Annotated in this window: 22 protein-coding genes and 2 pseudogenes; 9 read left to right on the forward strand and 15 right to left on the reverse strand. The window is 72.6% G+C overall.

The window, feature by feature from the left end; translation table 11 throughout:
- Positions 1–65 precede the first annotated feature (65 nt).
- A complete protein-coding gene (locus QUY26_RS34900; RefSeq protein WP_289953778.1) occupies positions 66–728 on the reverse strand; it encodes a response regulator transcription factor in 663 nt (220 codons plus the stop codon).
- A 93-nt stretch (positions 729–821) separates the two neighbouring features.
- Positions 822–2,060 (reverse strand): sensor histidine kinase, encoded by a 1,239-nt coding sequence (locus tag QUY26_RS34905; protein ID WP_289953779.1) that lies wholly within the window; start codon positions 2,058–2,060, stop codon positions 822–824.
- Between the two features lie 108 nt (positions 2,061–2,168).
- Here QUY26_RS34905 and QUY26_RS34910 point away from each other — a divergent pair, with 108 nt between their 5' ends.
- Both QUY26_RS34910 and QUY26_RS34915 read left to right on the forward strand, forming a co-directional pair.
- Positions 2,169–3,116 carry an ABC transporter ATP-binding protein gene (locus tag QUY26_RS34910; RefSeq protein WP_289953781.1) on the forward strand — a complete coding sequence of 316 codons (948 nt, stop codon included), beginning with the start codon at positions 2,169–2,171 and terminating at the stop codon, positions 3,114–3,116.
- Entirely contained in the window at positions 3,113–3,856 is a 744-nt protein-coding gene (locus QUY26_RS34915) for an ABC transporter permease (protein ID WP_289956305.1), read from the forward strand. The genes QUY26_RS34910 and QUY26_RS34915 overlap by 4 nt, the downstream gene beginning before the upstream one ends.
- A 59-nt stretch (positions 3,857–3,915) precedes the next feature.
- Here the strand turns inward: QUY26_RS34915 and QUY26_RS34920 are convergent, their stop codons facing one another.
- The 7 genes and pseudogenes from QUY26_RS34920 to QUY26_RS34950 form a co-directional block, all read right to left on the reverse strand.
- Entirely contained in the window at positions 3,916–4,965 is a 1,050-nt protein-coding gene (locus QUY26_RS34920; RefSeq protein WP_289953783.1) for an enoyl-CoA hydratase/isomerase family protein, read from the reverse strand.
- Entirely contained in the window at positions 4,962–6,002 is a 1,041-nt protein-coding gene (gene meaB, locus QUY26_RS34925) for a methylmalonyl Co-A mutase-associated GTPase MeaB (protein ID WP_289953786.1), read from the reverse strand. The genes QUY26_RS34920 and meaB overlap by 4 nt, the downstream gene beginning before the upstream one ends.
- 12 nt (positions 6,003–6,014) lie before the next feature.
- Entirely contained in the window at positions 6,015–8,249 is a 2,235-nt protein-coding gene (gene scpA, locus QUY26_RS34930; RefSeq protein WP_289953788.1) for a methylmalonyl-CoA mutase, read from the reverse strand.
- On the reverse strand, positions 8,246–10,099 hold the full coding sequence (mutA, locus tag QUY26_RS34935) for a methylmalonyl-CoA mutase small subunit (protein WP_289953790.1): 1,854 nt from the start codon (positions 10,097–10,099) through the stop codon (positions 8,246–8,248). Before mutA ends, scpA begins: the two co-directional genes overlap by 4 nt.
- Positions 10,100–10,254: 155 nt before the next feature.
- The gene (locus QUY26_RS34940; protein WP_289953793.1) at positions 10,255–10,869 is read right to left on the reverse strand and encodes a GNAT family N-acetyltransferase; all 615 of its coding nucleotides are present in this window, start codon (positions 10,867–10,869) and stop codon (positions 10,255–10,257) included.
- Positions 10,870–11,016: 147 nt separating this feature from the next.
- Positions 11,017–11,826 carry an SDR family NAD(P)-dependent oxidoreductase gene (locus QUY26_RS34945; RefSeq protein WP_289953795.1) on the reverse strand — a complete coding sequence of 270 codons (810 nt, stop codon included), beginning with the start codon at positions 11,824–11,826 and terminating at the stop codon, positions 11,017–11,019.
- Positions 11,827–12,166: 340 nt separating this feature from the next.
- A pseudogene (locus QUY26_RS34950) lies at positions 12,167–13,449 on the reverse strand (HAD-IC family P-type ATPase); the annotation flags it as partial.
- Positions 13,450–13,997: 548 nt separating this feature from the next.
- On the opposite strand from QUY26_RS34950, the gene QUY26_RS34955 reads away from it, so the two are divergent.
- Positions 13,998–14,552, forward strand: coding sequence for a hypothetical protein (locus tag QUY26_RS34955; RefSeq protein WP_289953797.1), 555 nt, complete (start codon positions 13,998–14,000; stop codon positions 14,550–14,552).
- On the opposite strand, the gene QUY26_RS34960 is transcribed toward QUY26_RS34955, so the two are convergent.
- Entirely contained in the window at positions 14,549–14,935 is a 387-nt protein-coding gene (locus tag QUY26_RS34960; RefSeq protein ID WP_289953799.1) for a hypothetical protein, read from the reverse strand. The genes QUY26_RS34955 and QUY26_RS34960 overlap by 4 nt on opposite strands.
- Before the next feature lie 206 nt (positions 14,936–15,141).
- On the opposite strand from QUY26_RS34960, the gene QUY26_RS34965 reads away from it, so the two are divergent.
- Both QUY26_RS34965 and QUY26_RS34970 read left to right on the forward strand, forming a co-directional pair.
- On the forward strand, positions 15,142–15,294 hold the full coding sequence (locus QUY26_RS34965; RefSeq protein ID WP_289953803.1) for a hypothetical protein: 153 nt from the start codon (positions 15,142–15,144) through the stop codon (positions 15,292–15,294).
- Between the two features lie 192 nt (positions 15,295–15,486).
- Entirely contained in the window at positions 15,487–16,170 is a 684-nt protein-coding gene (locus QUY26_RS34970) for a response regulator (protein ID WP_289953804.1), read from the forward strand.
- A 143-nt stretch (positions 16,171–16,313) separates the two neighbouring features.
- Here QUY26_RS34970 and QUY26_RS34975 read toward each other — a convergent pair.
- Both QUY26_RS34975 and QUY26_RS41240 read right to left on the reverse strand, forming a co-directional pair.
- Positions 16,314–16,809 (reverse strand): annotated as a pseudogene (locus QUY26_RS34975) (endonuclease/exonuclease/phosphatase family protein); the annotation flags it as partial.
- Entirely contained in the window at positions 16,788–17,372 is a 585-nt protein-coding gene (locus QUY26_RS41240) for an endonuclease/exonuclease/phosphatase family protein (protein WP_436840456.1), read from the reverse strand. The pseudogene QUY26_RS34975 and the gene QUY26_RS41240, both read right to left, overlap by 22 nt.
- Before the next feature lie 233 nt (positions 17,373–17,605).
- Between QUY26_RS41240 and QUY26_RS34985 the strand changes: the two genes are divergently transcribed.
- On the forward strand, positions 17,606–18,160 hold the full coding sequence (locus QUY26_RS34985; RefSeq protein ID WP_289953806.1) for an SAV_915 family protein: 555 nt from the start codon (positions 17,606–17,608) through the stop codon (positions 18,158–18,160).
- Between the two features lie 571 nt (positions 18,161–18,731).
- Positions 18,732–20,039 (forward strand): diaminopimelate decarboxylase, encoded by a 1,308-nt coding sequence (gene lysA, locus QUY26_RS34990; protein WP_289956308.1) that lies wholly within the window; start codon positions 18,732–18,734, stop codon positions 20,037–20,039.
- 83 nt (positions 20,040–20,122) lie between these two features.
- Here lysA and QUY26_RS34995 read toward each other — a convergent pair whose 3' ends face one another.
- Positions 20,123–20,767, reverse strand: coding sequence for a response regulator transcription factor (locus tag QUY26_RS34995; RefSeq protein ID WP_289953809.1), 645 nt, complete (start codon positions 20,765–20,767; stop codon positions 20,123–20,125).
- A complete protein-coding gene (locus QUY26_RS35000) occupies positions 20,758–21,909 on the reverse strand; it encodes a sensor histidine kinase (protein ID WP_289953811.1) in 1,152 nt (383 codons plus the stop codon). Before QUY26_RS35000 ends, QUY26_RS34995 begins: the two co-directional genes overlap by 10 nt.
- Positions 21,910–22,240: 331 nt before the next feature.
- Here QUY26_RS35000 and QUY26_RS35005 point away from each other — a divergent pair, with 331 nt between their 5' ends.
- Entirely contained in the window at positions 22,241–22,831 is a 591-nt protein-coding gene (locus QUY26_RS35005) for a DedA family protein (RefSeq protein WP_436840548.1), read from the forward strand.
- A 198-nt stretch (positions 22,832–23,029) separates the two neighbouring features.
- Here the strand turns inward: QUY26_RS35005 and purB are convergent, their stop codons facing one another.
- A complete protein-coding gene (gene purB, locus QUY26_RS35010) occupies positions 23,030–24,472 on the reverse strand; it encodes an adenylosuccinate lyase (protein WP_289953816.1) in 1,443 nt (480 codons plus the stop codon).
- 184 nt (positions 24,473–24,656) lie between these two features.
- On the opposite strand from purB, the gene QUY26_RS35015 reads away from it, so the two are divergent.
- On the forward strand, positions 24,657–25,223 hold the full coding sequence (locus tag QUY26_RS35015) for a TetR/AcrR family transcriptional regulator (protein WP_289953818.1): 567 nt from the start codon (positions 24,657–24,659) through the stop codon (positions 25,221–25,223).
- Positions 25,224–25,241 lie beyond the last annotated feature (18 nt).

The following is a 25,241-nucleotide window of genomic DNA, read 5'->3' on the forward strand; positions in this document are numbered from 1 at the left end:
CGAAGAGTACTCGGAAGCCACCGATCGGGGCGAGTACCGATCAGGCCGCCCGGAAGAGGGCCGGTTCAGCCCGGCGCGACGAAACCGGACTCGTAGGCCGTGATCACCGCCTGGGTCCGGTCGCGCGCCCCGAGCTTCGCGAGCAGCGAGCTCACGTGCGACTTCACGGTCTCGGTGCCGACGACGAGGCGTGCCGCGATCTCCGCGTTCGACAGGCCGCGCGCCATCAGCCGCAGCACCTCCTCCTCGCGCCCCGTCAGGGCGGCCCGCTCCAGGGCCGCCCGGGCGTCCGGATTGCCCCGCTGGCGGCCGTGGGCGCCCGCGAGCTCCCGCACCGCCGCCGGGAACAGCAGCGACTCGCCCTCGGCGACGAGGCGCACCGCGTGCACGATCTCCGCGGGCCGCGCGCGCTTCAGGAGGAAGCCGTCGGCGCCCGCGCGCAGCGCCTCGTACACGTACTCGTCGTTCTCGAAGGTCGTGATGACGACGATCTTGGGTGGGTCGGTGACCGTGCGCAGGACCGCGCGGGTGGCCTCGATGCCGTCGAGCAGCGGCATCCGCACGTCCATGGCCACCACGTCCGGCCGCAGCTCACGCACCAGGGGGATCACGGCGGCGCCGTCCGCGGCCTCCCCAACGACCTCGATGTCGGGCTGCGCCTCCAGGACGGCGCGCAGACCCGCGCGGACAAGGGGCTCGTCGTCGACGAGCAGGACAGTGACCGGCATCCGGTCAGCGTAGATCACGCGTTCGTCCCCACGCCGTCGAGTGCCGTGGTGGGCCGCTGCGGGGAGCGGGCCGTCAGGCCAGGGGCTGTGATGTCACGTCAGGGGCAGTTCGACGCGGACCCGCCAGTCGCCCTCGTGCGGTCCCGTGTGCGCCTCGCCGCCGAGCAGCGTCGCCCGTTCGCGGATCCCGCGCAGTCCGCTGCCGCCACGCCCGGTCGGCGTCGCGGGCTCCGCCAGGGCGTTGCGCACGTCGAGCGTGAGCAGGCTCTCGGCGGCGGCGACCCGGACGCGTACCGGAACGGGGCCCGCGTGCCGCAGGACGTTGGTCAGGGACTCCTGGAGCATGCGGTAGCCCTCGCGCGACACCGGCCCCGGCAGCCGGTCCACCGGGCCCGTCACCTCGGCCTCGACCTGCACGCCCGAGGTGCGCGCGGAGTCCAGGAGCCGGTCCGCGTCGACGAGCGTCGGCCGGCGGCGTCCGGGCTGCCCGTCCTCCCGCAGCACCCGGAGCACCCGCTCCAGGTCCTCCAAGGCGTGCCGGCCGGTGTCCTCGATGGCCTCCAGGGCGCGCTCGGTGAACGCCGGGTCGGCGGTGGCCCGCGCGGCGCCCGCCTGGACCACCGCGACGGTCAGCGCGTGCCCGATGGAGTCGTGCAGTTCGCGCGCGATGCGGTTGCGTTCCAGGAGCTGCTCGGTGCGCTCCTCCAGGGCGGCGAGGCGCTGGGCGGGGGAGGGGCCGAGGAGACGCCCGGCGACGGCGGTCATGAAGTGGCCCACCGCCACCACGAAGCCGAGGAGGACGAGCAGCGGCACGGGGACGAGCAGCGCGTCCGTCCACCAGGGGCCTTCGCCCAGCACGGGGAGGAACAGCGCCGGATCCGCCGTGCGCTCCTGCGCCGTCGCGCCGATCAGCGCCAGTGTCTGCCCCATCAGGAACCACGTCACGAAGGCCGTCGCGGACCCCGCCTCGATCCGCAGCACGAGCCAGAGCGCCGTGCGGAACCGCTCGTTCCAGGAGGCCGACGGCATGACGGAGACACCGGGGCCGGTGGGCTCCGCACCGTGCGGACCCGCCGCCCCGCGCGCGTGGGCGCCGGGGAACAGCATCAGGCGCGCCTGCAGCCCCTCGGCCCGGCGCATCGCCGGCACCAGACCGGCCACGACCCCCAGCGGGACCGGCAGCACGAAGAACCCCACGAACAGGTCGAGGACCCTCGCGTCCGACATCCCGTAGACCGACGCGCACGTCAGCCCGGCGACACAGCCGACGAGGACGTGCAGCCAGCGGGTGTACGTGACCGCGCGGTCGAGCGGTCGCAGAAAGCGGGGCATGCCGTCATCGTGCCAGCACCCGCGCGGGGCACGGCTCCCCCGTGCGGGGGAGCCGATCTCCCCGGGCGGGGGAGGCCACCGCCCCGCCCGCACCGCGACGCTGTCCCCATGACCAGCATCGACGTCCAACAGCTCACCAAGGAGTACGGCACCACCCGCGCGGTGGACGACGTGACGTTCAGCGTCCGCCCCGGCCAGGTCACCGGCTTCCTCGGCCCCAACGGCGCCGGAAAGTCCACCACGTTGCGCCTCGTGCTCGGCCTCGACCGGCCCACGTCCGGCACCGCGACCGTCGGCGGGCGCCCGTACGCGGCCTACGACGAACCGCTCCGCCAGGTCGGCGCCCTGCTCGACGCGCAGGCCGCCCACGGGTCCCGCACCGCCCGCAGCCACCTGCTCGCACTCGCCGTGAGCAACCGGATCGCCCCGGCGCGCGTGGACGAGGTCCTGGAGGAGACCGGTCTGTCCGCCGTCGCGGGGCGCCGCGTGAAGACGTACTCCCTGGGCATGCGGCAGCGCCTCGGGATCGCCGCCGCGCTCCTCGGGGACCCCGCCGTCGTGCTCCTGGACGAGCCGTCCAACGGGCTCGACCCCGAAGGGATCATCTGGATCCGTGAGTTGATGCGCGGTCTGGCCCGGCAGGGCCGCACCGTCCTGGTGTCCAGCCACCTCATGAACGAGACCGCGACGTTCGCCGACCACCTGGTGGTCCTCGGCCGCGGCAGGCTGCTCGCGGACACCCCGATGCGGGAGTTCATCGAGGCCCACAGCAAGCCCCGGGTGAGGGCGCGCACCACCGACCCGGCCCGCTTGCGCGCGGCGCTCGCCCGCGCGGGGCACGAACTGACCGAGGCGGACGACGGCCGCTGGACGGTCGACGGCGTCCGCGCCGCGGAGGTCGGCGGGCTCGCCGCCGAAGCGGGCGTGCCGATCCTCGAACTCGCCGACGAAGAGGCCTCCTTGGAGGAGGCCTACCTCGCGCTCACCGCCGCCGAGACGGAGTTCTCCGCGTCCCTTGCTTCTTCCTCGGCTCCCACCCCTCTGCAGGAGGCCTGACCGTGTCCACGTCCGCTGTGCTCCACTCCGAATGGATCAAGATCAAGTCGCTGCGGGGGAGCGTCGGTTCGCTCGTCGCGGTGTTCGTGGCGACCGTCGCCATCACCGTCCTCGTCTTCGCCTCCGTCGGCCGCGCGGAGGCCGACAACGCCGACGCCGAACCCCTCTTCGACGCCTTCTACGCGTTCAACTTCGGGCAGGTCGCCGCCATCAGCTTCGGCGCCACCGCCGTCAGCTCCGAGTACGTCAACGGCGCCCTGCGGGTCTCGCTCGCCGCCGTGCCGCGCCGCGGCCTCTTCTACGGTGCGAAGACCGCCGTCCTGGGCGCCGCGGCGCTCCTGGTGGGGCTCGTCACCAGCTTCACCACCTTCCTCGGCGGACAGGCCTTCCTCGGGGAGCACGCCATCGGCCTCGGCCACCCCGGGGCGGTGCGCGCGTGCGTCGGGGGCGGGGCCTACCTCGCGCTGATGGCGCTGTTCGCGGCGGGCCTCGCGGCGGTGCTGCGCAGCGGCGTCGCCGTGCTGAGCGTGCTGATCCCGTTCACCTTGATCGTCCCGTTCGTGATCGGGGACATGGCGGGCGGCGCGGCCCAGTTCCTGCCCGACCGGGCCGGGCAGCAGATCCTGCACGAGGCCCCGGACGGCATGCTCGGCCCGTGGCCGGGGCTCGGCGTGACGGCGCTGTGGGCGGCGGCGTCGCTGGGCGCCGGGTGGTGGGCGGTGCGGAGGCGGGACGCGTGAGGAGGCGCGATGCGTGACGAGGCGGGGCGTGCGGCGGTATGCGACGCTGCCGCCGCCGTTCAGGAGCCGAGCCCCAACTCCCCGTAAGCGCCGGGACCGAAGAACCGCTCCACGTCCGCCGCCGTGACCGACGCGAGGTCGGCGGGCGCCCACTTCGGGGCGCGGTCCTTGTCGACGACCTGGGCCCGCACCCCCTCGGGGAAGTCGGGCGCCGTCAGACAGGCGCACGACACGCGGTACTCCTGGGCGAGCGACTCCTCCAGGGACCCGAGCGCGCGAGCACGGCGCAGCGCGGCCAGCGTGACCTTCAGCGCGGTGGGGGAGCGCGACAGCAGCACCTCGGCCGCCTCCTTCGCCGCGTGCTCGCCGCAGGACTGGAGCCGGTCGACGATCTCCTCCACCGAGTCGGCGGCGTAGCAGGAGTCGATCCACGCGCGGCGCGCGGCGAGTTCGCCCTCCGGGGCGGTCGTCGCGTACGTCCGCACGGCGTCCGTCACCTCGGTGTCCGCGAGCGCCGCCGTGAAGTCCGCGAGCCGCTCCGAGGGTACGTAGTGGTCGGCGAGGCCGCACAGCAGCGCGTCGCCCGCGCCCACCGACGTACCGGTCAGCGCCAGATGCGTACCGAGCTCGCCCGGCGCCCGCGTCAGCAGGTACGTGGCGCCGACGTCGAGGACGAAGCCGATGATCGTCTCGGGCATGGCGACCTGGGACCGCTCGGTGACGACGCGCACGTCGCCGTGGGCCGAGACCCCGACGCCGCCGCCCATGACGTAGCCGTCCATCACCGCCACATACGGCTTGCGGTAGCGCGCGATCCGGGCGTTGAGCAGGTACTCGTCGTGCCAGAACGCCGCCGACGCCGCGCCGCCGCCCGCGAGGATGTCCTCGCGCACGGCCCGGATGTCGCCACCCGCGCACAGGCCCCGCTCGCCGGCGCCGGTCACGACCACCGTGCGGACGGCGTCGTCGTGCTCCCAGGCGGTGAGCGCCTCGTCGATGAGGCGGACCATCGGGTGGTCGAGCGCGTTCAGGGCGCGGGGCCGGTTCAGGACGATGTGGCCGGCGTGGCCCTCGACCCGCGTCAGGACCGGTGGTGCGTCGTGACTCACTGAGCTCCCTCGCCCTTGTCGCCGTTGGTTCCCTTGCCGTCGATGTCGCTCTCGTGCCCCTGGAACGCGTCCAGGATCCGCTCCGCCGCCAAGGTCGCCGTGAGCGTCCCCTCGCGCACGCGCGCCTCCAGGTCCGGCGCGAGCCGCCGCACATCGGGGTGGGCGTACAGGCGGCCGAGGAGCTCGTCGCGGACCATCGTCCACGTCCAGTCGACCTGCTGGTCGCGGCGTTTCGCGGCGAGGCGGCCGGTGGAGTCCAGGAGCGCGCGATGCTGTTCGAGCCGGTCCCAGAGCGTGTCGAGGCCCTTGGACTCGCGGGCGCTGCAACTCAGGACGGGCGGCGTCCAGGCGGCGTCGGAGGGGTGCATGAGCCGCAGGGCGCCCGCCAGCTCCCGCGCCGCCGAGCGCGCGTCCCGCTCGTGCGGCCCGTCCGCCTTGTTGACCGCGATCACGTCGGCCAGCTCCAGGACGCCCTTCTTGATGCCCTGCAGCTGGTCGCCGGTGCGGGCGAGGGTGAGCAGCAGGAACGTGTCGACCATGTTCGCCACGGCCGTCTCGGACTGGCCGACGCCGACGGTCTCCACGAGCACCACGTCGTACCCGGCCGCCTCCATCACCACGACGGACTCCCGGGTCGCCTTCGCGACGCCGCCGAGCGTCCCCGCCGTGGGCGAGGGCCGCACGAACGCCATCGGGTCCACCGACAGGCGTTCCATCCGGGTCTTGTCGCCCAGGATGGAGCCGCCCGTCCGCGACGACGACGGGTCGACGGCGAGCACCGCGACGCGGTGGCCCAGCGACGTCAGCATCGTGCCGAGCGCGTCGATGAACGTCGACTTGCCGACCCCCGGGACGCCGCTGATGCCGATGCGCCGCGCCCGCCCCGAGTGCGGAAGGAGCTGCGTCAGCAACTGCTGGGCGAGCACACGGTGTTCGGCCCTGGTGGACTCCACGAGCGTGATCGCCCGCGCGATGTGCGCGCGCTTGCCGTCGAGTACGCCCTTCACATACGTGTCGAGATCGATCCTCGGTGCCATGGACTCAGCGGCTCACTGCTCGCCACTGCCGGAAGCGGCCTCGCCGGGCAGTTCGTGGCCGAGCCCGGCGGCGAGCCGCCGCACCAGGTCGTACGCCGCGTCCGGGATGACCGTGCCGGGCGGGAACACCGCCGCCGCGCCCGCCTCGTGCAGTGCCTCGACGTCCTGCGGGGGAATCACGCCGCCCACGACGATCATGATGTCCTCGCGGCCCTCGGCGGCCAGCTCCGCGCGCAGCGCCGGGACCAGTGTCAGATGTCCCGCCGCCAGCGAGGAGACGCCGACGATGTGCACGTCCGCCTCGACGGCCTGCCGCGCCACCTCTCCGGGCGTCTGGAACAGCGGGCCGACATCGACGTCGAAGCCCAGGTCGGCGAAGGCGGTCGCGATGACCTTCTGGCCGCGGTCGTGGCCGTCCTGGCCCATCTTGGCGACCAGGATGCGCGGACGGCGGCCCTCGGCCTCCTCGAAGGACTTCACCAGCGCGCGCGTGCGCTCCACGGACGGGGACAGGCCTGCTTCGGTGCGGTACACACCGGAGATCGTACGGATCTGGCCCGCGTGCCGCCCGTACGCCTTCTCCAGGGCGTCCGAGATCTCGCCGACCGTCGCCTTCGCGCGGGCCGCGTCGACCGCGAGCGCGAGGAGGTTGCCCTCCAGGCCCGGGCCCGAACCGCGCTCGGCCGAGGCGGTCAGCTTCCGCAGCGCGTCCTGGCAGACGGCCTCGTCGCGCTCCTCGCGCAGCCGCCGCAGCTTCTCGATCTGCTGCGTCCGGACCGAGGAGTTGTCGACCTTCAGGACCTCGATCTGCTCGTCACTGTCCACGCGGTACTTGTTCACGCCGATCACCGGCTGCCGCCCGGAGTCGATGCGGGCCTGCGTGCGCGCGGCGGCCTCCTCGACGCGCAGCTTCGGGATGCCCGCGTCGATGGCCTGCGCCATGCCGCCCGCGGCCTCGACCTCCTGGATGTGCTGCCAGGCACGGCGCGCCAGGTCGTACGTCAGCTTCTCCACGTACGCGCTGCCGCCCCACGGGTCGATGACCCGGCAGGTGCCCGACTCCTGCTGGAGCAGGAGCTGGGTGTTGCGGGCGATGCGCGCCGAGAAGTCCGTGGGCAGGGCCAGGGCCTCGTCGAGGGCGTTGGTGTGCAGGGACTGCGTGTGGCCCTGCGTCGCCGCCATCGCCTCCACGCAGGTGCGCGTCACGTTGTTGAAGACGTCCTGGGCGGTCAGCGACCATCCCGAGGTCTGCGAATGGGTGCGCAGCGACAGGGACTTGGCGTTCTTCGGGTCGAACTGCTTGACCAACTTCGCCCACAGCAGGCGCGCCGCGCGGAGCTTGGCGACCTCCATGAAGAAGTTCATCCCGATCGCCCAGAAGAACGACAGGCGCGGCGCGAACGCGTCCACGTCCAGGCCCGCCTCCCGGCCCGCACGCAGGTACTCCACGCCGTCGGCGAGCGTGTACGCCAGCTCCAGGTCGGCCGTCGCCCCGGCCTCCTGGATGTGGTAGCCGGAGATCGAGATGGAGTTGTAGCGCGGCATCTTCTGCGAGGTGAACGAGAAGATGTCGGAGATGATCCGCATCGAGGGCTTCGGCGGATAGATGTAGGTGTTGCGGACCATGAACTCCTTGAGGATGTCGTTCTGAATGGTCCCGGCCAGCTTCTCCGGCGGCACGCCCTGTTCCTCGGCCGCGACGATGTACAGCGCGAGCACGGGAAGGACCGCGCCGTTCATCGTCATCGACACCGTCATCCTGTCCAGCGGGATCCCGTCGAACAGCTGCCGCATGTCGTAGATCGAGTCGATCGCCACGCCCGCCATGCCGACGTCACCGGTCACCCGCGGGTGGTCGCTGTCGTAGCCGCGGTGGGTCGGCAGGTCGAACGCGACGGACAGGCCCTTCTGGCCCGCCGCCAGGTTGCGGCGGTAGAAGGCGTTGGACTCCTGCGCGGTGGAGAACCCCGCGTACTGCCGGATCGTCCAGGGCTGGTTGACGTACATCGTCGGGTAGGGGCCGCGCAGATACGGCGCGATGCCCGGGTAGGTGCCCAGGAAGTCCAGGCCCTCCAGGTCGGCGCCCGTGTACAGCGGCTGGACCGCGATGCCCTCCGGGGTCTCCCACAGCAGGTCGTCCGCGTCCTTGCCGGTGGCCGACTCGACCGCGGCCCGCCACTGCTCGGCGGAGCCCCGCGGGGCCGCGTCCGGCTCCAGGCCGATGCCGGAGAAGTCGGGGATCGTCATGGCGCCACTCCCAGGAGGTCGAGGGTGGAGGTGAGCACGGCCACGGCGTCGCAGCCGGCGAAGACATAGGCGTCGACGTCCCCGAACTCACCGGGCCGTCCCGCGAGGAATACCCGCTCCGCGCCCGCCGACTTCAGCGCGGCGGCGACCGCGGCCGCCTCCTGCGCGTACAGGGCGTCGCTGGAGCACAGGCAGGCGACGCGCGTGCCGCTGGCCCGGAAGGCCTCCGCGGCGCTTCCCGCGTCCACGGAGACCGGGTCGTGCACGGCCTCGACGCCGCCCGCCTGGAACAGGTTCGAGGCGAACGTGGCGCGGGCCGTGTGCGCGGCGGCCGGGCCCAGCGCGGCCAGGAACACCTTCGGCCGTGCGCCGGTCTCGGCGAGGTGGGCGTCGGAGCGGGCGCGCAGGGCTTCGTACGCCTCGTCGCGCCGTACCCGCGGCAGTCCGCCCGTCGGCCCTGCGGGCGCGCTCTCGCGCTCCACGGGCTTCTCGGCGAGGTTCGGGAACTCGCTGACTCCCGTGATGGGTTCGCGGCGCTTGGCGAGCTTCTTTCCGCGCTCCGCCCACGTCGCCGCCAGACGGTCGCCGATCATGCCGGAGCGCAGGGCCGCGGCCTGGCCGCCCGCGCGCTCGATCTCCTGGAAGAAGTCCCAAGCGGCGTGCGCCAGTTCGTCGGTGAGCCGCTCCACGTAGTACGAGCCGCCCGCCGGGTCGATGACCCGTGCCAGGTGCGACTCCTCCAGGAGGATCGTCGAGGTGTTGCGGGCGATGCGGCGCGCGAACGCGTCCGGCAGGCCCAGGGAGTGGTCGAACGGCAGCACCGTGACCGCGTCCGCGCCGCCCGCTCCCGCGCTCAGGCAGGCCACGGTCGTGCGCAGCATGTTCACCCACGGGTCACGGCGCGCCATCATCACCGGCGAGGTCACCGCGTGCTGACGCTGCGCGCCCGCGTCGACGTCGCCGCTCGCCTCCGCGACCCGCGCCCACAGGCGCCGGGCCGCGCGGAGCTTGGCGATGGTCAGGAACTGGTCGGCCGTGGCCGCGTACCGAAACTCCAGCTGCGCGCACGCCTCTTGGAGGGTGAGGCCCGCGCCGGTGAGCAGCCGCAGATAGGCCACGCCCGTCGCGAGGGACGCGCCCAGCTCCTGCGCGGCCGAACCGCCCGCCTCGTGGTACGGCAGCGCGTCCACCGTGAGCGCGCGCAGTCCGCCGTACTCACGGCCGCACAGCCGCGCCAGCTCGACGGCCGTCTCCGTCTCCAACTCCGCGCCCGTGCGCGCCTCGTACGCCAGCGGGTCCGCGCCGAGGTTGCCGTGCGCCGCGTCCTTGGCGACGCCCGCGGCCTCGATCAGGCGCAGCAACTCACCGGCGGCGGGCCCGGCATCGGCTCCGGCGTCGAGCACGATCGGGGCCAGGTCCAGATAGACGCCGTCGAGCGCCCGCTCCAGACCGGAGACGGGCAGCGCGTCGGGGCCGAGGGTGAGCCACAGCGACGTCACGCCGTTCTCGAGGTCGGCGAGGATCGACTCGTTCGTGCGGACCGGGTCGCCCGTCGCGTGCCGCTGCCGTACGTCCCAGCCGGTCGCGGCACCGCCCGCGGCGCTCCCGCCGCGTACGAACGGGGCGAAACCCGGATGGCCGACGTCGGCCACGGTGTCACGGGCGGTGTACAGGGGGCGGGTGCTGAGCCCGTCCTCGAGCGCGGTGGACAGCGCTTCCTCCGCCGCCGCCCCCGATACGTCCTTACCCGACTTCCGCAGTACGCCCTCCACCAGGCGCTGCCACTGCTCATGGGTCGCATCAGGGAACTCGGCGGCCAGGGAAAGCCCGTCGTCAGGCAGGACCGTCATGTTCCGATGCTAGGGCTCAATCAGGGCCCGGTGCCGGGGCACCGCTGTGACCTTGCACTCTCCCCGCCGGTCTTGAACTCGGACGGCCCGCAAGTTATTACCAGCGGGTAATATATAGGGGTTTCATAGGGGTCGTATCTGTCCGCCGTACGCCCTCAAGCAGGGGTTTTCATCGACATTCGCGGTGTGGCCTGGGGCGGGACCGACCCCTGTACGGCGCTTTCGCGGACCTCGGCGCGGACGGTGGCGCCGGTGCCGCGAGAGGTGTCTCCGGTGACGTAGTGCGTGTATTCGCGGCACAAGCGGAATCCGATCGTCCGAGCGAGCGGGCGACTGGGCCGGTTGTCGCGGGCGCAGGGCCAGCTCGCGGTGCGGCCGCGGGCCGAGACGTCCGCCGTGAGGGCGGCGACGCGGGCGCGCGCGAGGCCCTTGCGGCGGTGTTCGGGCGCGGTGGCCACGGCCACGTCCTCGTAGCTGTCGCCCCCGAAGCAGGAGCACGCCACGGCCACGCCCCGGTCGCTCCGGTCGAAGGCGGCGACGGCGTGCCCGGGGGCGGCGAGCGCCGAGGGGCCGCCCCAACTGGCTGGGATCCAGTCGGAGTCCGGCCACAGCGCGGCGAGCGCGAGGGCGTCGTCGTCCGTCACCCGGCGTACCCGTACCCCGCGCGGCGGCCGCGGCGCGGCGACGTGCTCGTGGTGGAGGCACACCATGCGCTCGTCGGGCACCAGGCGGTCGAAGGCGGGAAGCCGGTGCTGCGGGAGCGGGATCACGGGGCGGTCCTCCGGTTCTGGAGGTCCGCACCGCTGACCGGGTGGCGGCGGATCAGCGCTGACCCGCCTTGCTGCCGTGGTTCGCCTTCTTCTTGCGGCGGGCCTTCTTCTTACGTGAGCGCTTGGACATCCAGGTGTTCGACTCCTTCAAGAGTGGTGGCCGACCAGCAGGGCGGCGAGCTTGTTCAGACGCTTGACGGTGCGGTCCTCCAGGGCGGCCGCGGCCGGCTCGACCCGCTCGGAGCGGTCGTAGTACGCGCCGTTGACGATCTCGGTGGCCGGGTCGCACAGGCGCACCACGTACCCGGCGCCCTCGGCGGCCGACGTGCCCTCGTGGGCGTACAGCGACAGCAGCGCGGTGTCGCACACGCCGGGGTGCACGGACACGGCGGTCACCCGCGGGTCGGCGGCGAAGACGGTGAGCGCGAGCTGCGACTGGGCGTAGGCGGCCAGGCGGGAGTAGCGGCGGGCGCGGTTGGGGTCGCTCCACTGGATGGACGCGGTGCGGTGCAGCGACGACGAGACGTTGACGACGCGGCCGCCGGGCTCGCTGGTCAGGGCCGGCTCGAGCAGGCTCGTCAGGAGGTAGTGGGCGAGGAAGTTCACCTGGAAGGCGATCTCGTTGCCGTCTGCGGTGATGGTGTGGCGCTCCGGCGCGGCCATGCCCGCGTTGTTCACCAGGACGTCCAGGTGCGGGTGTTCGGCGACGACGCGCTCGGCCAGCCGCTCGACTTCCTCCAGACGGGTGAAGTCGGCGGCGAAGGCACGCAGCTTCGACGCGTCGATGCCGGCCACGGCGATGAGCTTGTCGACGGCGGCCTGGGCCTCGTCGGCGGTGCGGCCGTGCACGAGCACGGTGACGCCGCGCCCGGCGAGGAGACGCGCGGTCTCGTAGCCGATTCCGGAGGTGGCTCCGGTGACGAGCGCGGTACGCCCGGACAGAGAGGCAGAAGACATGTCTGATCCTGTGGTGGAGGCATGCCGGACGGGCCCCGGTGGGGGCTCGCGGCATGCGATACGGAAAGGCCGTGCGCGCTCGTCAGGAGCGCCGGTCACGGCGGAGGAGGGTGCGGTGCGGCGTCAGCGCACCGTGCTGTGAACAGGGCGCGAGAACGGCACCGCCGTATGAGGCGGCCGGTCGTCATGGCGCACGAAGCAGTTCACGTCGACCATCCAACTGGCCCGTGAGCTGCGCTTCAAGCGCTGCTCACGGGCTTTGACGGGGCCCTGATGCGGGGCCCCGCGAAGGGGGTACCGCGGTGGCCCGGATGACGGGCCCCGCGGTGGCGCGGGCGCGCAGCGGAGTCCCGTCGCCCGCGGCGACGGAGTCCGCGAACATCCGCGCCTGCGGCGGCACCTGGCCGCCGCGCGGCTCCCCCCCCACGTGATGACCTGACTGGCCGCGCCCTTGCGATGGCGCAGGACGCGCCGTTGTCCCAGCGCAGGTCGATGCCGCTCATCCGGGTCTGCGCGGTGAACTCCACGAACTGCGCGTCGGCCAGCTCGTCCTGCGCCGGTGCGCGCAGCCCGTACTTGTTCTTGGCGTGCCCGAGGATGGAGCGGTCCTCGGGCGTGTCGTCGGCCAGCGACGACAGCTGGGCGGCGTCCGCCAGGTGCAGTTCGTCGACCCCGGGCAGCGGCATGAAGGCGTCCGCCTCGCGGTTGCCGAGGGTGACGGTGCCGGTCTTGTCGAGCAGCAGCGCGTTCACGTCGCCCGCGGCCTCGACGGCGCGGCCCGACATGGCGAGCACGTTGCGCTGCACCAGGCGGTCCATGCCCGCGATGCCGATGGCGGAGAGCAGCGCGCCGATGGTCGTCGGGATCAGCGTCACCAGGAGCGCGACGAGCACGGTCGTGGACTGCGCCGCGTCCGCGTACGAAGCCATCGACTGCAGGCTCACGACGACCAGGACGAAGACGATCGTGAGCGCGGCGAGCAGGATGTTGAGGGCTGTCTCGTTGGGCGTCTTCTGCCGCGACGCGCCCTCGACGAGGGCGATCATCCGGTCCAGGAAGGAGTGCCCGGCACGTGAGGTCACCCGCACGACGATCCGGTCGGACAGCACCGTCGTACCGCCGGTGACACCACTGCGGTCGCCCCCCGACTCCCGGATGACCGGCGCGGACTCACCCGTGACCGCCGACTCGTCGACCGCCGCGACCCCGTCGACGACATCGCCGTCCGCCGGGATCGGCTCGCCCGCCTCGACCAGGACGAAGTCGAAGGGCCGCAGCTCGGTCGCGGCCACCGCCTCCGTCTCCGCGTCCCGCGGATCCGTGCCCACCCGCCAGTTGTGCCGCAGCCGCAGGGCGACCGTGTCGGTGCGCGCCTTGCGCAGCGCGAGCGCCTGCGCCTTGCCCCGGCCCTCCGCCACCGCTTCCGCGAGGTTCGCGAAGACGATCGTCAGCCAGCCAGACGCTGATGATCCAGGAGAACGCCGACGGGTCGAACACCGCGGTCCCCGTCGTGATCGCCGCGCCGCAGCCCACCACGAACAGGACGGGGTTCTCGACCAGCGCGCGCGGGCGCAGCTTGTGCAGCGCGTCCGGGAACGATTTGAGGACCCGCACGGGATCGATGAGACCGCCGGGTCGGACGCGCCGACGGCTGGGCGGTTCTCGGGACTGCGCCCGGACGACTGGCTCTCAGGGGCCTGGGGAGCCTGCTGCGGGGCGGCGGGAAGCATCGCTGAAGGTGACTTTGTGGTGGGGGAGCGGCCACGGAGCGCGGCCGTGCGGAGAGGAAGTCAGCGGTCCCAACCTCACCGAATCACCTTCGCGTCAGGGAATTTACGCCCCCCTGACAGGCCCTCCTGACCACCCGTCAAGCCTTCGTCAAGAAGGCCTGGTGGCGCATAAGGGGGGCGTCAACAAACCCGGGAAGCGCCACGGCGGACCCAAGACTGATCACTACGGGGGAACGGACGAACGAGTCCGTGATGTGAGGTTGGAGGGCGCGTGACGATCACCGCCGACAGTACGCACAGTCCAGACGCGGGGGCCGGGGCTGTGCCCGCTACACATCAGGATCCGGTCGTCCGTCCAGAAGGACGTCCCGGCCCGCGACTCAGAGGGGGGCGCGGGCCGGGCGCCCGCAACTGCCGCTCACACGACGGCCGTTGCACCGCATGTGGTCGTCGGAGCCGGTCCGGCTGCGGCTCCTTCGCACCGTACTGCTGCTGCTCACCACCGCGCTCGCGGCGCTGCTCACCGCGGCGGCCTTCGCCGCGCTCGGCGCCTGGGACACCGTGGCCGACCGCGACACTCCCCGCACCACCAGCGCGGCGAACCCGAACCTCGCGCTCAACGACATGGACCCGCAGGTCGCCAACCTGCTCCTGACCAACGCCGACGAGAGCCGCTACCTGCTGATGAAGGACCGCCGCGGGCAGTACCAGGGCGCGTTCTCCACCAAGTCGCAGAACCCGTACGGCATCCCCGGCGCCACGCTGGCCACGTACGACCAGCGGCTCGACGAGACCTGGGGCGCGTACCGGCCCGACCACCGACGAGTCGCCCGCCCGGCGTGTGCTCCAACCCATCGCGGGCTTCGTCGGCCTCGCCGTCCTCCCCCCCTCGTCGCCGCCGCGATGAACGCCACCGAGGCCTTCCGCGCGGTCACCGCGGGTCATCCGCCCGCCGCCGACGTCGACGACCACATCATCGTCGTGGGCCTCGCCTAGGTCGGCAGCGCGTCCTCGCTCAACTCGGCACCACCCAGCACCCCGTGGTCGCCGTCGAGCGCGCCCCGGACGCCCGCGGCGTGGCCCTCGCCGACGCACTCGGCATCCCGCTCCCCATGGAGGACGCGGCCGCACCCGGCGCCCTCGCCCGCGCGCATCGCCCAGAGCCGCAGCGTGCTCGTGCTCACCGGCGACGACGGCGCCGACCTCGACATCGCCATGGCCGCCCGCGAGGCCAACCCCGGCGTACGCGTCGTGATGCGGCTGTACGACGACGACTTCGCCGCCACTGTCTCGCGCACCCTGCGCGCCTCCTCCCCGCACGCCTTCATCCGCAGCCGCAGCGTCTCCGCCCTCGCGGCGCCCTCCTTCGTCGCTGCCATGATGGGCCGTCATGTCCTTGGCGTACTCCCTTTGGAGCGAGGTGCGTTGCTCTTCACCGCCGTCGACGTGGGCGGCCATCCGGCGTTCGAGGGGCACACCATCCACGAGGCCTTCAAGGGAAATGCGTGGCGGGTCCTCGCCGTCGGCAGCGCGGAACACTCCGCCACGTGCCCGGGCCCAAGACACCCTGGGCGCGCTCCGGTTGGTGCGGCCGGGCCACGACTGGCGACCGGCGCGCGGCCGTGTCCTGCGCGCGGGGGACCGCGTGCTCCTCGCCACCACGCGGCGCGGCCTCGACGTCCTGATGACGGGCGTCCAGCCGCTGCGCGCGGACGGCACCGGGGGCCCGGCGGAATGATCAGCTCCCGCGCTGTGGGGCGCCCCCGTGGACGAGTCATGGCCAAAACGTAAGAGAGGCGTCAACGGAATCCCGGCCACCGTATGAGAGACGTCAAGAGAGACGGCGAACCCGCTGGTGGGCGCTTTGCTTCAGAGGACCGCACAATCTTGTGGGCCCGGCCCGCACGCACTTTCAGGAGGCGGCACACCGATGACCCGGGTGCTGGTGGTCGAGGACGACCCACAGCTCGTACGGGCTCTGGAGATCAACCTCAAGGCACGCAAGTACGAGGTGGACGCGGCGGTCGACGGGGGCACGGCCCAGCGTCTGGCCGCGGCGCGTCCGCCGGACGTGGTCCTCCTTGATCTCGGGCTGCCCGACATGGACGGCATCGACGTGGTGCGCTGGCTGCGGGGCTTCAGCCGCGCTCCCATCCTCGTCGTGTCCGCCCGCCAGGCCTCCGATGAGAAGGTCGCGGCGCTCGACGCGGGCGCCGACGACTACATCACCAAACCGTTCAGCATGGACGAACTCCTCGCCCGGCTGCGGGCAGCCGCCCGCAGAACCCGCTCCGAGGAGCGCGGCGAGGCCTCCGCCCTCGTCGAGACGGAAGGGTTCACCCTCGACCTGCTCGCCAAGAAGGCCTTACGGGACGGCCGCGCCGTGCGCCTCACTCCCACCGAGTGGCACCTCCTGGAGGTCCTGGTCCGCCACCGCGGCCGCCTGGTCAGCCAGCAGCAGCTGCTCGGCGAGGTGTGGGGTCCCTCGCACAGCACGCGGACCAACTACCTGCGGGTCTACATGGCGCAGCTGCGCCGCAAGCTGGAGCCCGATCCGGCGCATCCGCGCCATCTGATCACCGCGCCGGGGATGGGGTATCGGTTCGAGGGGTAGGTGCGGCCGCCCCCGGCGTGCGGGGCGGGGCGGCCCGCAGGTGCGGCCCTTGAGCGCTGGGGCGGCCGCTGGCCCGGGGGAGGGGGGCGGTGGTGCTGGTGGTGGGCCGTGGCGCGGGGGTGCGGGTGGAAGCCCGGCCGCTGTCACGCTTGCGCGGCCCTCTCGGCCCTCTCGGCCCTCTCGGCCGTCGCCCCGCCGTCCCGCAGGTCCGCCACCACCGCCGCGTGGTCCGACGGCCAGACACCGTGGACCGGGCCGTCGCCCCCGCGCCGCACCGCGCGCACCGCGCCGAGGCCGCCGGGGCCCGGTGGCCCGACGCGGACTTAGTCGATCCTGACACTCGGATCGTACGACCGCGCCACGTACGGGTTCACCGCGTCCCAGGTGGCGCGCGGCGCCGGGGTCGGCGTACTCCCAGGCGTCCAGGAGCGACTGCCCCGGCACCGCGGGCGCCGTACGGTACCCGCCGAGGCGGCGGATTTCGTCCGAGTCCGGCCAAGCGTTGAAGTCACCCGTGACGACGGGCGGGAACGCGGTGCCGCCCCGGTGCGCGGCCACGAACTCGGCGAGCGCCGCGACCTGCGCGCAGCGGGTCGCCGACTGGCTGGGGGCCGAGGTCAGGTGGGTGGTGAAGAACGGCCCCTAGTGACTCGGTGCGTTCTGACTCGCCCCTCCTTGGGCTCTCGCCCCTCCTTGGGCCGGGGGCGCCTGGCCCGACGCCTCCGGGCCTGGTCCTGACCGGCCCGGAACCGACTGGCTCGGCGTGCCCTGGCTCGGCGTGCCCTTGCTCGACGCCGACCGGTCCGGCGCCGACAGGCCCGGAGCCGACTGGCTCGGCGTGCTCTGGCCCGGTGCCGACGGGCCCGGCACCGCCAGCCGCGTGTACAGCGCGAGGCGGCCGTCGTCCTCCTCCCCGTCCGGCAGGGGCAGCTGCGCGACGGCCCGGTCCACGACGGGTCGGCGGCTGAGGACCGCGTTGCCGATGGCCACACCGGGGTCGCCGATCCGCCGCTGCCACCGCCCGGCGCCCGCGACGGCTCCCACGTCCAGTGCAGGCCCAGCTCGTCCGCGAGCCACTCGGCGAGGTTCTCGCCGTCTCGCTCCCAGACCTCCTGCAGGCCGACGACGTCCGGCCGCAGCTCGCGCAGCACCGCGAGAATCGCCTTCCGCCGTGGCTCCCAGGGCCCGAACCGCCACCACACACATTCCAGGTGACTATGCGCACGTACGTCACCACTTGTCCGGGTCTTCGAGCCGGGCCGCGCGTCAGCAGAGTGTCAGCGTGCGCCGAATCACCGTCAACGGCTCGTCATTTCGGGTCGGTTGACACCCCGTGCCGGGCATACCGTCACTGTGTGCCCGGTGCTCGCCACCGGGTCCACGGAGACCGCCCAACCCTACGAGGGCCTGCCGAGGCTCCTCAAGGAGGAACCCCATGACGCAGCAACTGGTGTGCGGAGAAGACCCCGAGCCTTCCGAACGCGGCCCGGCCGGACCACTGTTCGTCCCCGTCCGGCCGGGACCCGCGGGCTGTGTCGCCCGCCTGTTCCGCACCCCCGTCGGCGGCCGCACGGCCGTCGCCTTCACGACACCCCAACGCCTCACCGACGAACTCGGCGCCCGTCAGCCCTGGATCCGGCTCTCCGAACCCGCCCTGCGCGCGCTCACCGAACCGCTCGGCGTCCCAGGGGTCACCGTCGACCCCTGCCTCACGCCCGGCTCGGCAGCCACGATTCGCACCTCCGCCACCACTGTCCGCACCCCGGACTCTCCGGCTTCCCGCCGAACCCGTGCCTCCTCCTCCACCTCCTCCACCACCACCTCCTCCGTTCCACGGCTCACGCCCGCCGTACCCCGGCCCGTCGCCGCCTCCGCGGACACCGCCGCACGTGTCTCCCACTGGCGGGACTGGGACCCGCAGGCCGTCGGAGCGCTGCGGGTCACCGGAGCGGCGGCGCTCGTCGGTGCGCTGACCGCCTGGATCGGCTGAACCAGCCTCCCGTGGGAGAGGGGGCGTTTCTGCCCCTTCCGCACCCTGGGGCAGCGCTTCCGCACCCGGGGGCAGTGCTTTCGCACCCGGGGGCAGTGCTTTCGCACCCTGGGGCAGCGCTCCCGCGCACCGGACGGCAGAGTCTCCGCAGCCCGAGAAGTGGCAGCCCCAGGACCGGCGGCCCGCCGAGGGGGCGCGTGCGGGCGGCCCGCCTGGGCGCGAGCGGCCGATGCGCACGAGGAGCAAGCGCAGACGAGGCGAGCACACGCGACGGAAGCACACGCGACGGAAGCACATGCGCGGCAAGCGCAGACGGGGCCGGCACACGCGAGGCAGGTCCACGCGAGTCCCCGCGAGGCAAGTCCACGCGGGACAAGCACCCGCGAGGCCGGCGCAGACCAGGCAAGCGCACGCGAGGCCAGCACGACCGGCGGCATTGGCGAGAGCACCGGGCGCCGCCCCGGACGAGGACGACGTGAAGACGACGAGGCGAAAAGAGAAGCCAGCCATGACCCTTGCGGACATCCCCGCGACCCCCGGCCACCCTCCGGCCGCCGTCGGCGCCCCGCCCATGGACGCGGCCGACGACCTCAGCGTGTGGCCGCTCTCCACCACGCGGCTCGCGCACGGAGACCTGGCCGTCGGCGGCGTGCCGCTCACCGAGGTCGCCGACCGCTTCGGCACCCCCGCCTACCTCCTCGACGAGGCCGACGTACGCGAGCGCTGCCGCGCCTACGCGCACGCCTTCCCCGACGCCCACGTCCTGTACGCGGCCAAGGCGTTCCTGTGCCGCGCCATGGCGCACTGGGTCAAGGAGGAGGGCCTGGGCCTCGACGTCTGCTCCGCCGGCGAACTCGAACTGGCCGTCACCACCGGCTTCCCGGCCGCACGCATCGTCCTGCATGGCAACGCCAAGAGCCCCGAGGACCTGCGCGCCGCCCTGCGCCTCGGCGTCGGACGCATCGTCATCGACAGCGCCTCGGAGATCGCCCGCCTCGCCGCGGCCGTACCGCCGGGGAGCCGTCAGAAGGTCCTGGTCCGCGTCGTCCCCGGCATCGCCGCGGGCGGCCACAGCAAGATCCAGACGGGTACCGACGACCAGAAGTTCGGCCTGTCCATCACCGACGGCTCCGCCCAGCACGCCATCGCCCGCATCCTTGACCAGTCCGGCATCGAACTGGTCGGCCTGCACTGCCATTTGGGTTCCCAGATCACCTCCGACAAGCCGTTCCTGTGCGCAGTACGCCGCCTTGTCGGGCTAATGGCCCGCATCAAGGACCACCACGGCATCACCCTCCCCGAACTGGACCTCGGCGGCGGCCACGGCATCGCCTACCGCCCCGGCGAGGACGCCCTCGACATCACCACCCTCGCCCGCAAAGTGCGCGCCGAACTCACCGAGAGCTGCGCCGCCGCCGGCCTCGCCGTTCCCCGCCTGGTCGTTGAACCCGGGCGCGCCATCGCGGGCCCCGCAGGGGTCGCCCTCTACCGCGTCCTGTCGGTCAAGCGCACCAGCGACCGCACGTTCGTCGCCGTCGACGGCGGCATGAGCGACAACCCGCGGCCCGCGCTGTACGGCGTGCGCTACCTGCCGCGCCTCATCGGCCGCCGCTCCACCGCCGCCTCCGCGCCCGTGACCGTCGTCGGCCGACACTGCGAGGCGGGTGACGTGCTCGCCGCCGACATCCAACTCCCGTCCGACACCCGGCCCGGCGACCTCCTCGCCGTCCCCGTGGCGGGCGCCTACCACTTGTCGATGGCCTCCGGCTACAACCTCGTCGGCCGCCCCCCGGTAGTCGCCGTCGCCGACGGCCAGGCCCGACTCCTCGTACGCCGTGAGTCCTTGGAGGACTTCCGCAGCCGAGACGTCGGCCTCTAGAGCCCGTCCGTGGGCCGCCCTGGTCGCGGTCCTGCGCTCTCACGGCCTGACGGCAGCGCTGCCGGGCACCCGCCCCGTCGGCGTCACGTGCCGAGAAAGCGCAGGATCGCCAGCACCCGGCGGCTGTACCCGGTGGTATCGGTCAGCTCCAACTTGTCGAAGATGGAGTTCACATACTTCTCGACAGCGCTCTGCGAGACGTTCAGCTGGCCTGCGATGGCCGCGTTCGTATGCCCCTGCGCCATTCTGGCGATGACCTCCCGTTCCCGGTCGGTGAGCCGCTGCAACGGGTCCACCTTGCTGCTGAACGTCAGCAACTGCCGTACGACCTCCGGGTCGAAGGCCGTCCCGGCCGAGCCCACCCGGTCGAGCGCGTCCAGGAACTCGTCGACCTGCACGACGCGGTCCTTGAGCAGATATCCGACCCCCTCCGTGGCTGTGGTCAACAGCTCGGTCGCGTAACGTCGTTCGACGTACTGCGAAAGCACCAGCACACCCGTGCCCGGCCACTTCTCGCGGATCTCCAGCGCGGCCCGCAGCCCTTCGTCGGTGTGCGTCGGCGGCATCCGCACATCCACCACGGCGATGTCCGGCGGATCGGTGGCGATCGCCTCGAGCAGGGCTTCCGCGTCCCCCACGGCCGCTGTCACCTCGTGCCCCTCGTCGACGAGCAGCCGGGCCAGTCCCTCGCGCAGCAGTGTCGAGTCGTCGGCGAGTATCACGCGCATGGCAGCTCCGCTGTGATGACGGTGGGTCCTCCGGCCGGACTGGCCACTGACAACGTACCGTCGAGCGCCGCGACCCTCCGGCTCAGGCCGAGCAGCCCACTGCCGGACGCGTCCGCTCCGCCCCGGCCGTCGTCCTCGACCCGCAGACGCAGCAGCTCACCCGCGCGTTCGGCCCGCACGGTGACCTGTTCGGCGCCGGAGTGCTTGACCGCGTTCGTCACGGCTTCGGCGGCGACGAAGTAGGCGACGGCCTGCGCTGTCGGCGGCGGGGTGTCCCGCAGCTCGCAGGAGAGCCGGACGGGTATCGCGGCTCGCTCGGCGACCGTTTCGAGCGCGGCGGCGAGCCCGCCTTCGTCGAGCGCCGCCGGATACACCCGCCATGCCACGTCCCTGAGCTCCACCAGCGCCTGCTGCGACGCCTCATGGGCCTGCCGGAGCAGCTCCGACGACTTCTCCGGGTCCGGGGCGCGGCGGGCCCGGCCGAGCAGCATGCCCAGCGCGACCAGGCGCTGCTGCACGCCGTCGTGCAGGTCCCGCTCGATGCGCCGCCGCTCGTCGTGGACGGCCTCCACGACGCCCGCCCGGCTCCTGGCCAGCTCGCCGATGCGGCGCTCCAGGGTCTGGCGGTCGCTGGGACCGAGGAAGTGGCGTATCAACTGCTCGTCCATCAGGGCCACCGCCTGCACGCCCTGGACGCACAGGAAGAGCAGGAAGAGACCGCCGAACGCGGCGGGCGCGACGGCCAGCGGCCACCGGTCGAGGTCGACCAGGAACCAACCCCACACCAGCAGGGACGCGTAGCCGGCGCCGATCACCGCGGCCAGCAGCACCACGCCGCCCAGCAGCCCCACCGTCCAGCGGGTGGCCACATAGGACAGGGCGGGCATGCCGGTCAGTGGCGCGGCCAGGTCCGCGGTGCCGGTGTCGTACCAGCGGGCCATCCGGCGGCGCTGCAGCTCGGCCCACCAGCGGGCGGCCGCCAGTATCCGTGTCTCGCCGCGGCGGTCGTCGGCGGACCACCCGAGCGTGACGAGCAGCCACAGCCCGGACGCGAGCGTCATGGCCAACTCGGCGACGGCGCTGAGGGACCCGAGCAGGACCCCGGCGGCGACGCGCAGTCGGCGGGCGAGAAGGTTTCGCATGATCAATAACGCTAGCCGAGCGATGCGCGGAGCGGACTGCGGAAAACCGCAAAGCTGCCTGCGGCAGTCCGTAGGGAGGGTCTGCGGCGGTCCGCAGTGCATGCTGCGGCGGTCCGCAGCGCAACTGTGCGGCGGTCCTCATACCGCCGTGGCCTGCGGATTTCGTACCGTCGAAGGCATGATCCTCACGGCTTCGCACACGCTCAGCGCCGCGTCTGAATCCGCCATGGCAGCGCTCTCAGCCACGGCCTCATCAGCGGCCGCGACCGCGACCTCATCGACATCCACCGACGCCCCCGCGGGCGGTATAGCGGGCTGGGCCGCCGACCTCATGGACTCCCTCGGCGCGATCGGCGCGGGAGTGGCGATCGCGCTGGAGAACCTGTTCCCGCCGCTGCCCAGCGAGGTCATCCTGCCGCTCGCCGGCTTCGCGGCGAGCCAGGGCAAGTTCAGCCTGCTCGCGGCGCTGCTGTGGACCACGGTCGGCTCCGTCGTCGGGGCACTCGCGCTGTACTGGGCGGGCGCGCTCCTCGGCCGTGACCGCACCGTCGCCATCGCCGCGCGCCTGCCCCTGGTGAGGACGGCGGACATAGAGAAGACGGAGGCGTGGTTCGAACGGCACGGGACCAAGGCCGTGTTCTTCGGCCGCATGATCCCGATCTTCCGCAGCATGATCTCGATACCGGCAGGCATAGAACGGATGCCGCTGGCCCTGTTCCTGACCCTGACGACCATCGGCAGCCTGCTGTGGAACAGCCTGTTCGTCCTGCTCGGCTACGCGCTCGGCTCCCGCTGGCACGAGGTCACGGATGCCGTCGGCCTGTACTCGAAGGGGGTCCTCGGCGTGGTCGCCCTGGCCGTGCTCGCGTTCGTGGCGGCCCGCATACGCAAGGGCCGCGGCGCGCACCGGGCGAGAAGCTAGGACCTGTCCGGTCCCAGCCCCACCAGGTGGGCGAGCCACGGCCCACACGCGAACGTCCCAGAGACGGAAGGCCTCAGAAACGGAAGGCCTCAGCGACGGAACGCCGTCACAGAAGGCAACGCCTCGGAGAAGGGAGTGCCACGGAGACGGGAGTGTCACGGAGACGGGAATGCCTCAGAGACCGGCGGCGGGAATGCCTCAGAGAATCGAGCCCGGAGTGTAGGCCGCCGCCTCAGGGTTCTCCTTGATGACCGCCTCGATCTGAGCGATGACCGCGGCCACCTGGTCGCCGGCGGCGCCCGTGAACGAGAGCTTGTCGGCCATCAGCTCGTCCAACTGGGCGCGGTCCAGCGGGATGCGGGAGTCCGCAGCGAGCTTGTCCAGGAGTTCGTTGCGCACGACGCCCTGCTCACGCATGGCGAGCGCGGAGGCGACGGCGTTCTCCTTGATGGCCTCGTGGGCCTCCTCGCGACCGACACCGGCCCGCACCGACGCCATGAGCACCTTGGTCGTGGCGAGGAACGGCAGGTAGCGGTCCAGCTCGCGGGCGACGACGGCGGGGAACGCGCCGAACTCGTCGAGGACCGTCAGGAAGGTCTCCAGGAGGCCGTCCAGCGCGAAGAACGCGTCGGGCAGGGCCACGCGGCGCACGACGGAGCAGGAGACGTCGCCCTCGTTCCACTGGTCGCCGGCCAGCTCGGCGGTCATGGAGGCGTAGCCGCGCAGGATGACGGTGAGGCCGTTGACGCGCTCGCAGGAGCGGGTGTTCATCTTGTGCGGCATCGCGGACGAGCCGACCTGGCCGGGCTTGAAGCCCTCGGTGACCAGTTCGTGGCCGGCCATCAGGCGGATGGTCTTCGCCAGCGAGGACGGGGCGGCGGCCAGCTGCACGAGCGCCGTCACCACCTCGTAGTCGAGGGAGCGGGGGTAGACCTGGCCGACGGAGGTGAAGGCGCGGTCGAAGCCGAGGTGGGTGGCGATGCGGCCTTCCAGCTCGGTGAGCTTGTCGGTGTCGCCGCCGAGCAGGTCGAGCATGTCCTGGGCGGTGCCGACGGGGCCCTTGATGCCGCGCAGCGGGTAGCGGCCGATGAGGTCGTCCAAGCGGCGATAGGCGACGAGGAGTTCGTCGGCGGCGGTGGCGAAGCGCTTGCCGAGGGTGGTGGCCTGGGCGGCGACGTTGTGGGAGCGGCCGGCCATGACCAGCTCGGCGTACTCGCCGGAGAGGCGGCCGAGGCGGGCGAGGACGGCGATCGTGCGGGAGCGGACCAGCTCGAGGGAGAGCCGGACCTGCAACTGCTCGACGTTCTCGGTGAGGTCGCGCGAGGTCATGCCCTTGTGGACGTGCTCGTGACCGGCGAGGGCGTTGAACTCCTCGATGCGGGCCTTCACATCGTGGCGCGTGACCTTCTCGCGCTCGGCGATGGAGGCCAGGTCGACCCGGTCGAGCACGCGCTCGTAGTCCCCGATCGCGGCGTCCGGCACATCGATGCCGAGGTCCTTCTGCGCGCGCAGCACGGCGAGCCAGAGGCGGCGCTCCAGCTTCACCTTCTGCTCGGGCGACCAGAGCAGGGCGAGCTCGGTGGAGGCGTAACGCCCGGCGAGGACGTTCGGGATTCGGGGCTTTGCAGGCGCGGCAGTCACAGTCGGCCATTCTACTGGCGGTTTCTGCAGGCCAGCGCCATGGCCCTCGTCGTCGGAAGCTACAAGGAGAGGGGTGGGGGGCTGTGAGGGGTGGGGAGGGGAGGGGGCCGGGTCGGGGTGCGGGCCTGGCGTGGTGGCTGGGAAGGGGTTGACGGGGCTGAGGTGTGAGTGGTCTATTACTCACATGGGTGAGACGAAGACGCGGCAGCTTTCCACGGCGGAGGCGCGCAGGGGTGAGGTGCTGGCCACCGCCGCGAAGGTGTTCGCGGGGCGCGGGTACTACGGCACGTCCACGACGGAGGTCGCCAAGGGCGCCGGGATCTCGCAGTCGTATCTGTACCGGCTCTTCCCGGACAAGCAGGCGTTGTTCGTGGCCGTGGTCGAGGACGTCTCGCGGCTGATCCGGGAGCGGCTCGGCGAATCGGTGGCGAAGGTGGGGAGCGCGGATCCGGCGGCGGTGCTGTACGCGATGGGGGACGAGTACGCGCGCCTGATCGCGGACCGGGAGGACCTGCTGAAAGTGCTGATGCACGCCAACTGCGCGGCTGCTGAGCCGGAGATCAGGGAGGCGGTGCAAGGGATGTACGCACGGCTCGTGGAGTATGTGCGGTCCGCGTCCGGGGCGCGGGACGAGGAGGTGCAGGAGTTCTTCGCCAGGGGATTCCTGTGCAACGTGGCGGTCTCGATCGGGGCGCTCGACGTGGACGCGCCATGGACGAGGACGTTGCTGGCGGGCATCAGGCACTACTGACGTCGCCGAGCTGAACGG

The organism is Streptomyces flavofungini (assembly GCF_030388665.1).
GTDB classification, from domain to species: domain Bacteria; phylum Actinomycetota; class Actinomycetes; order Streptomycetales; family Streptomycetaceae; genus Streptomyces; species Streptomyces flavofungini_A.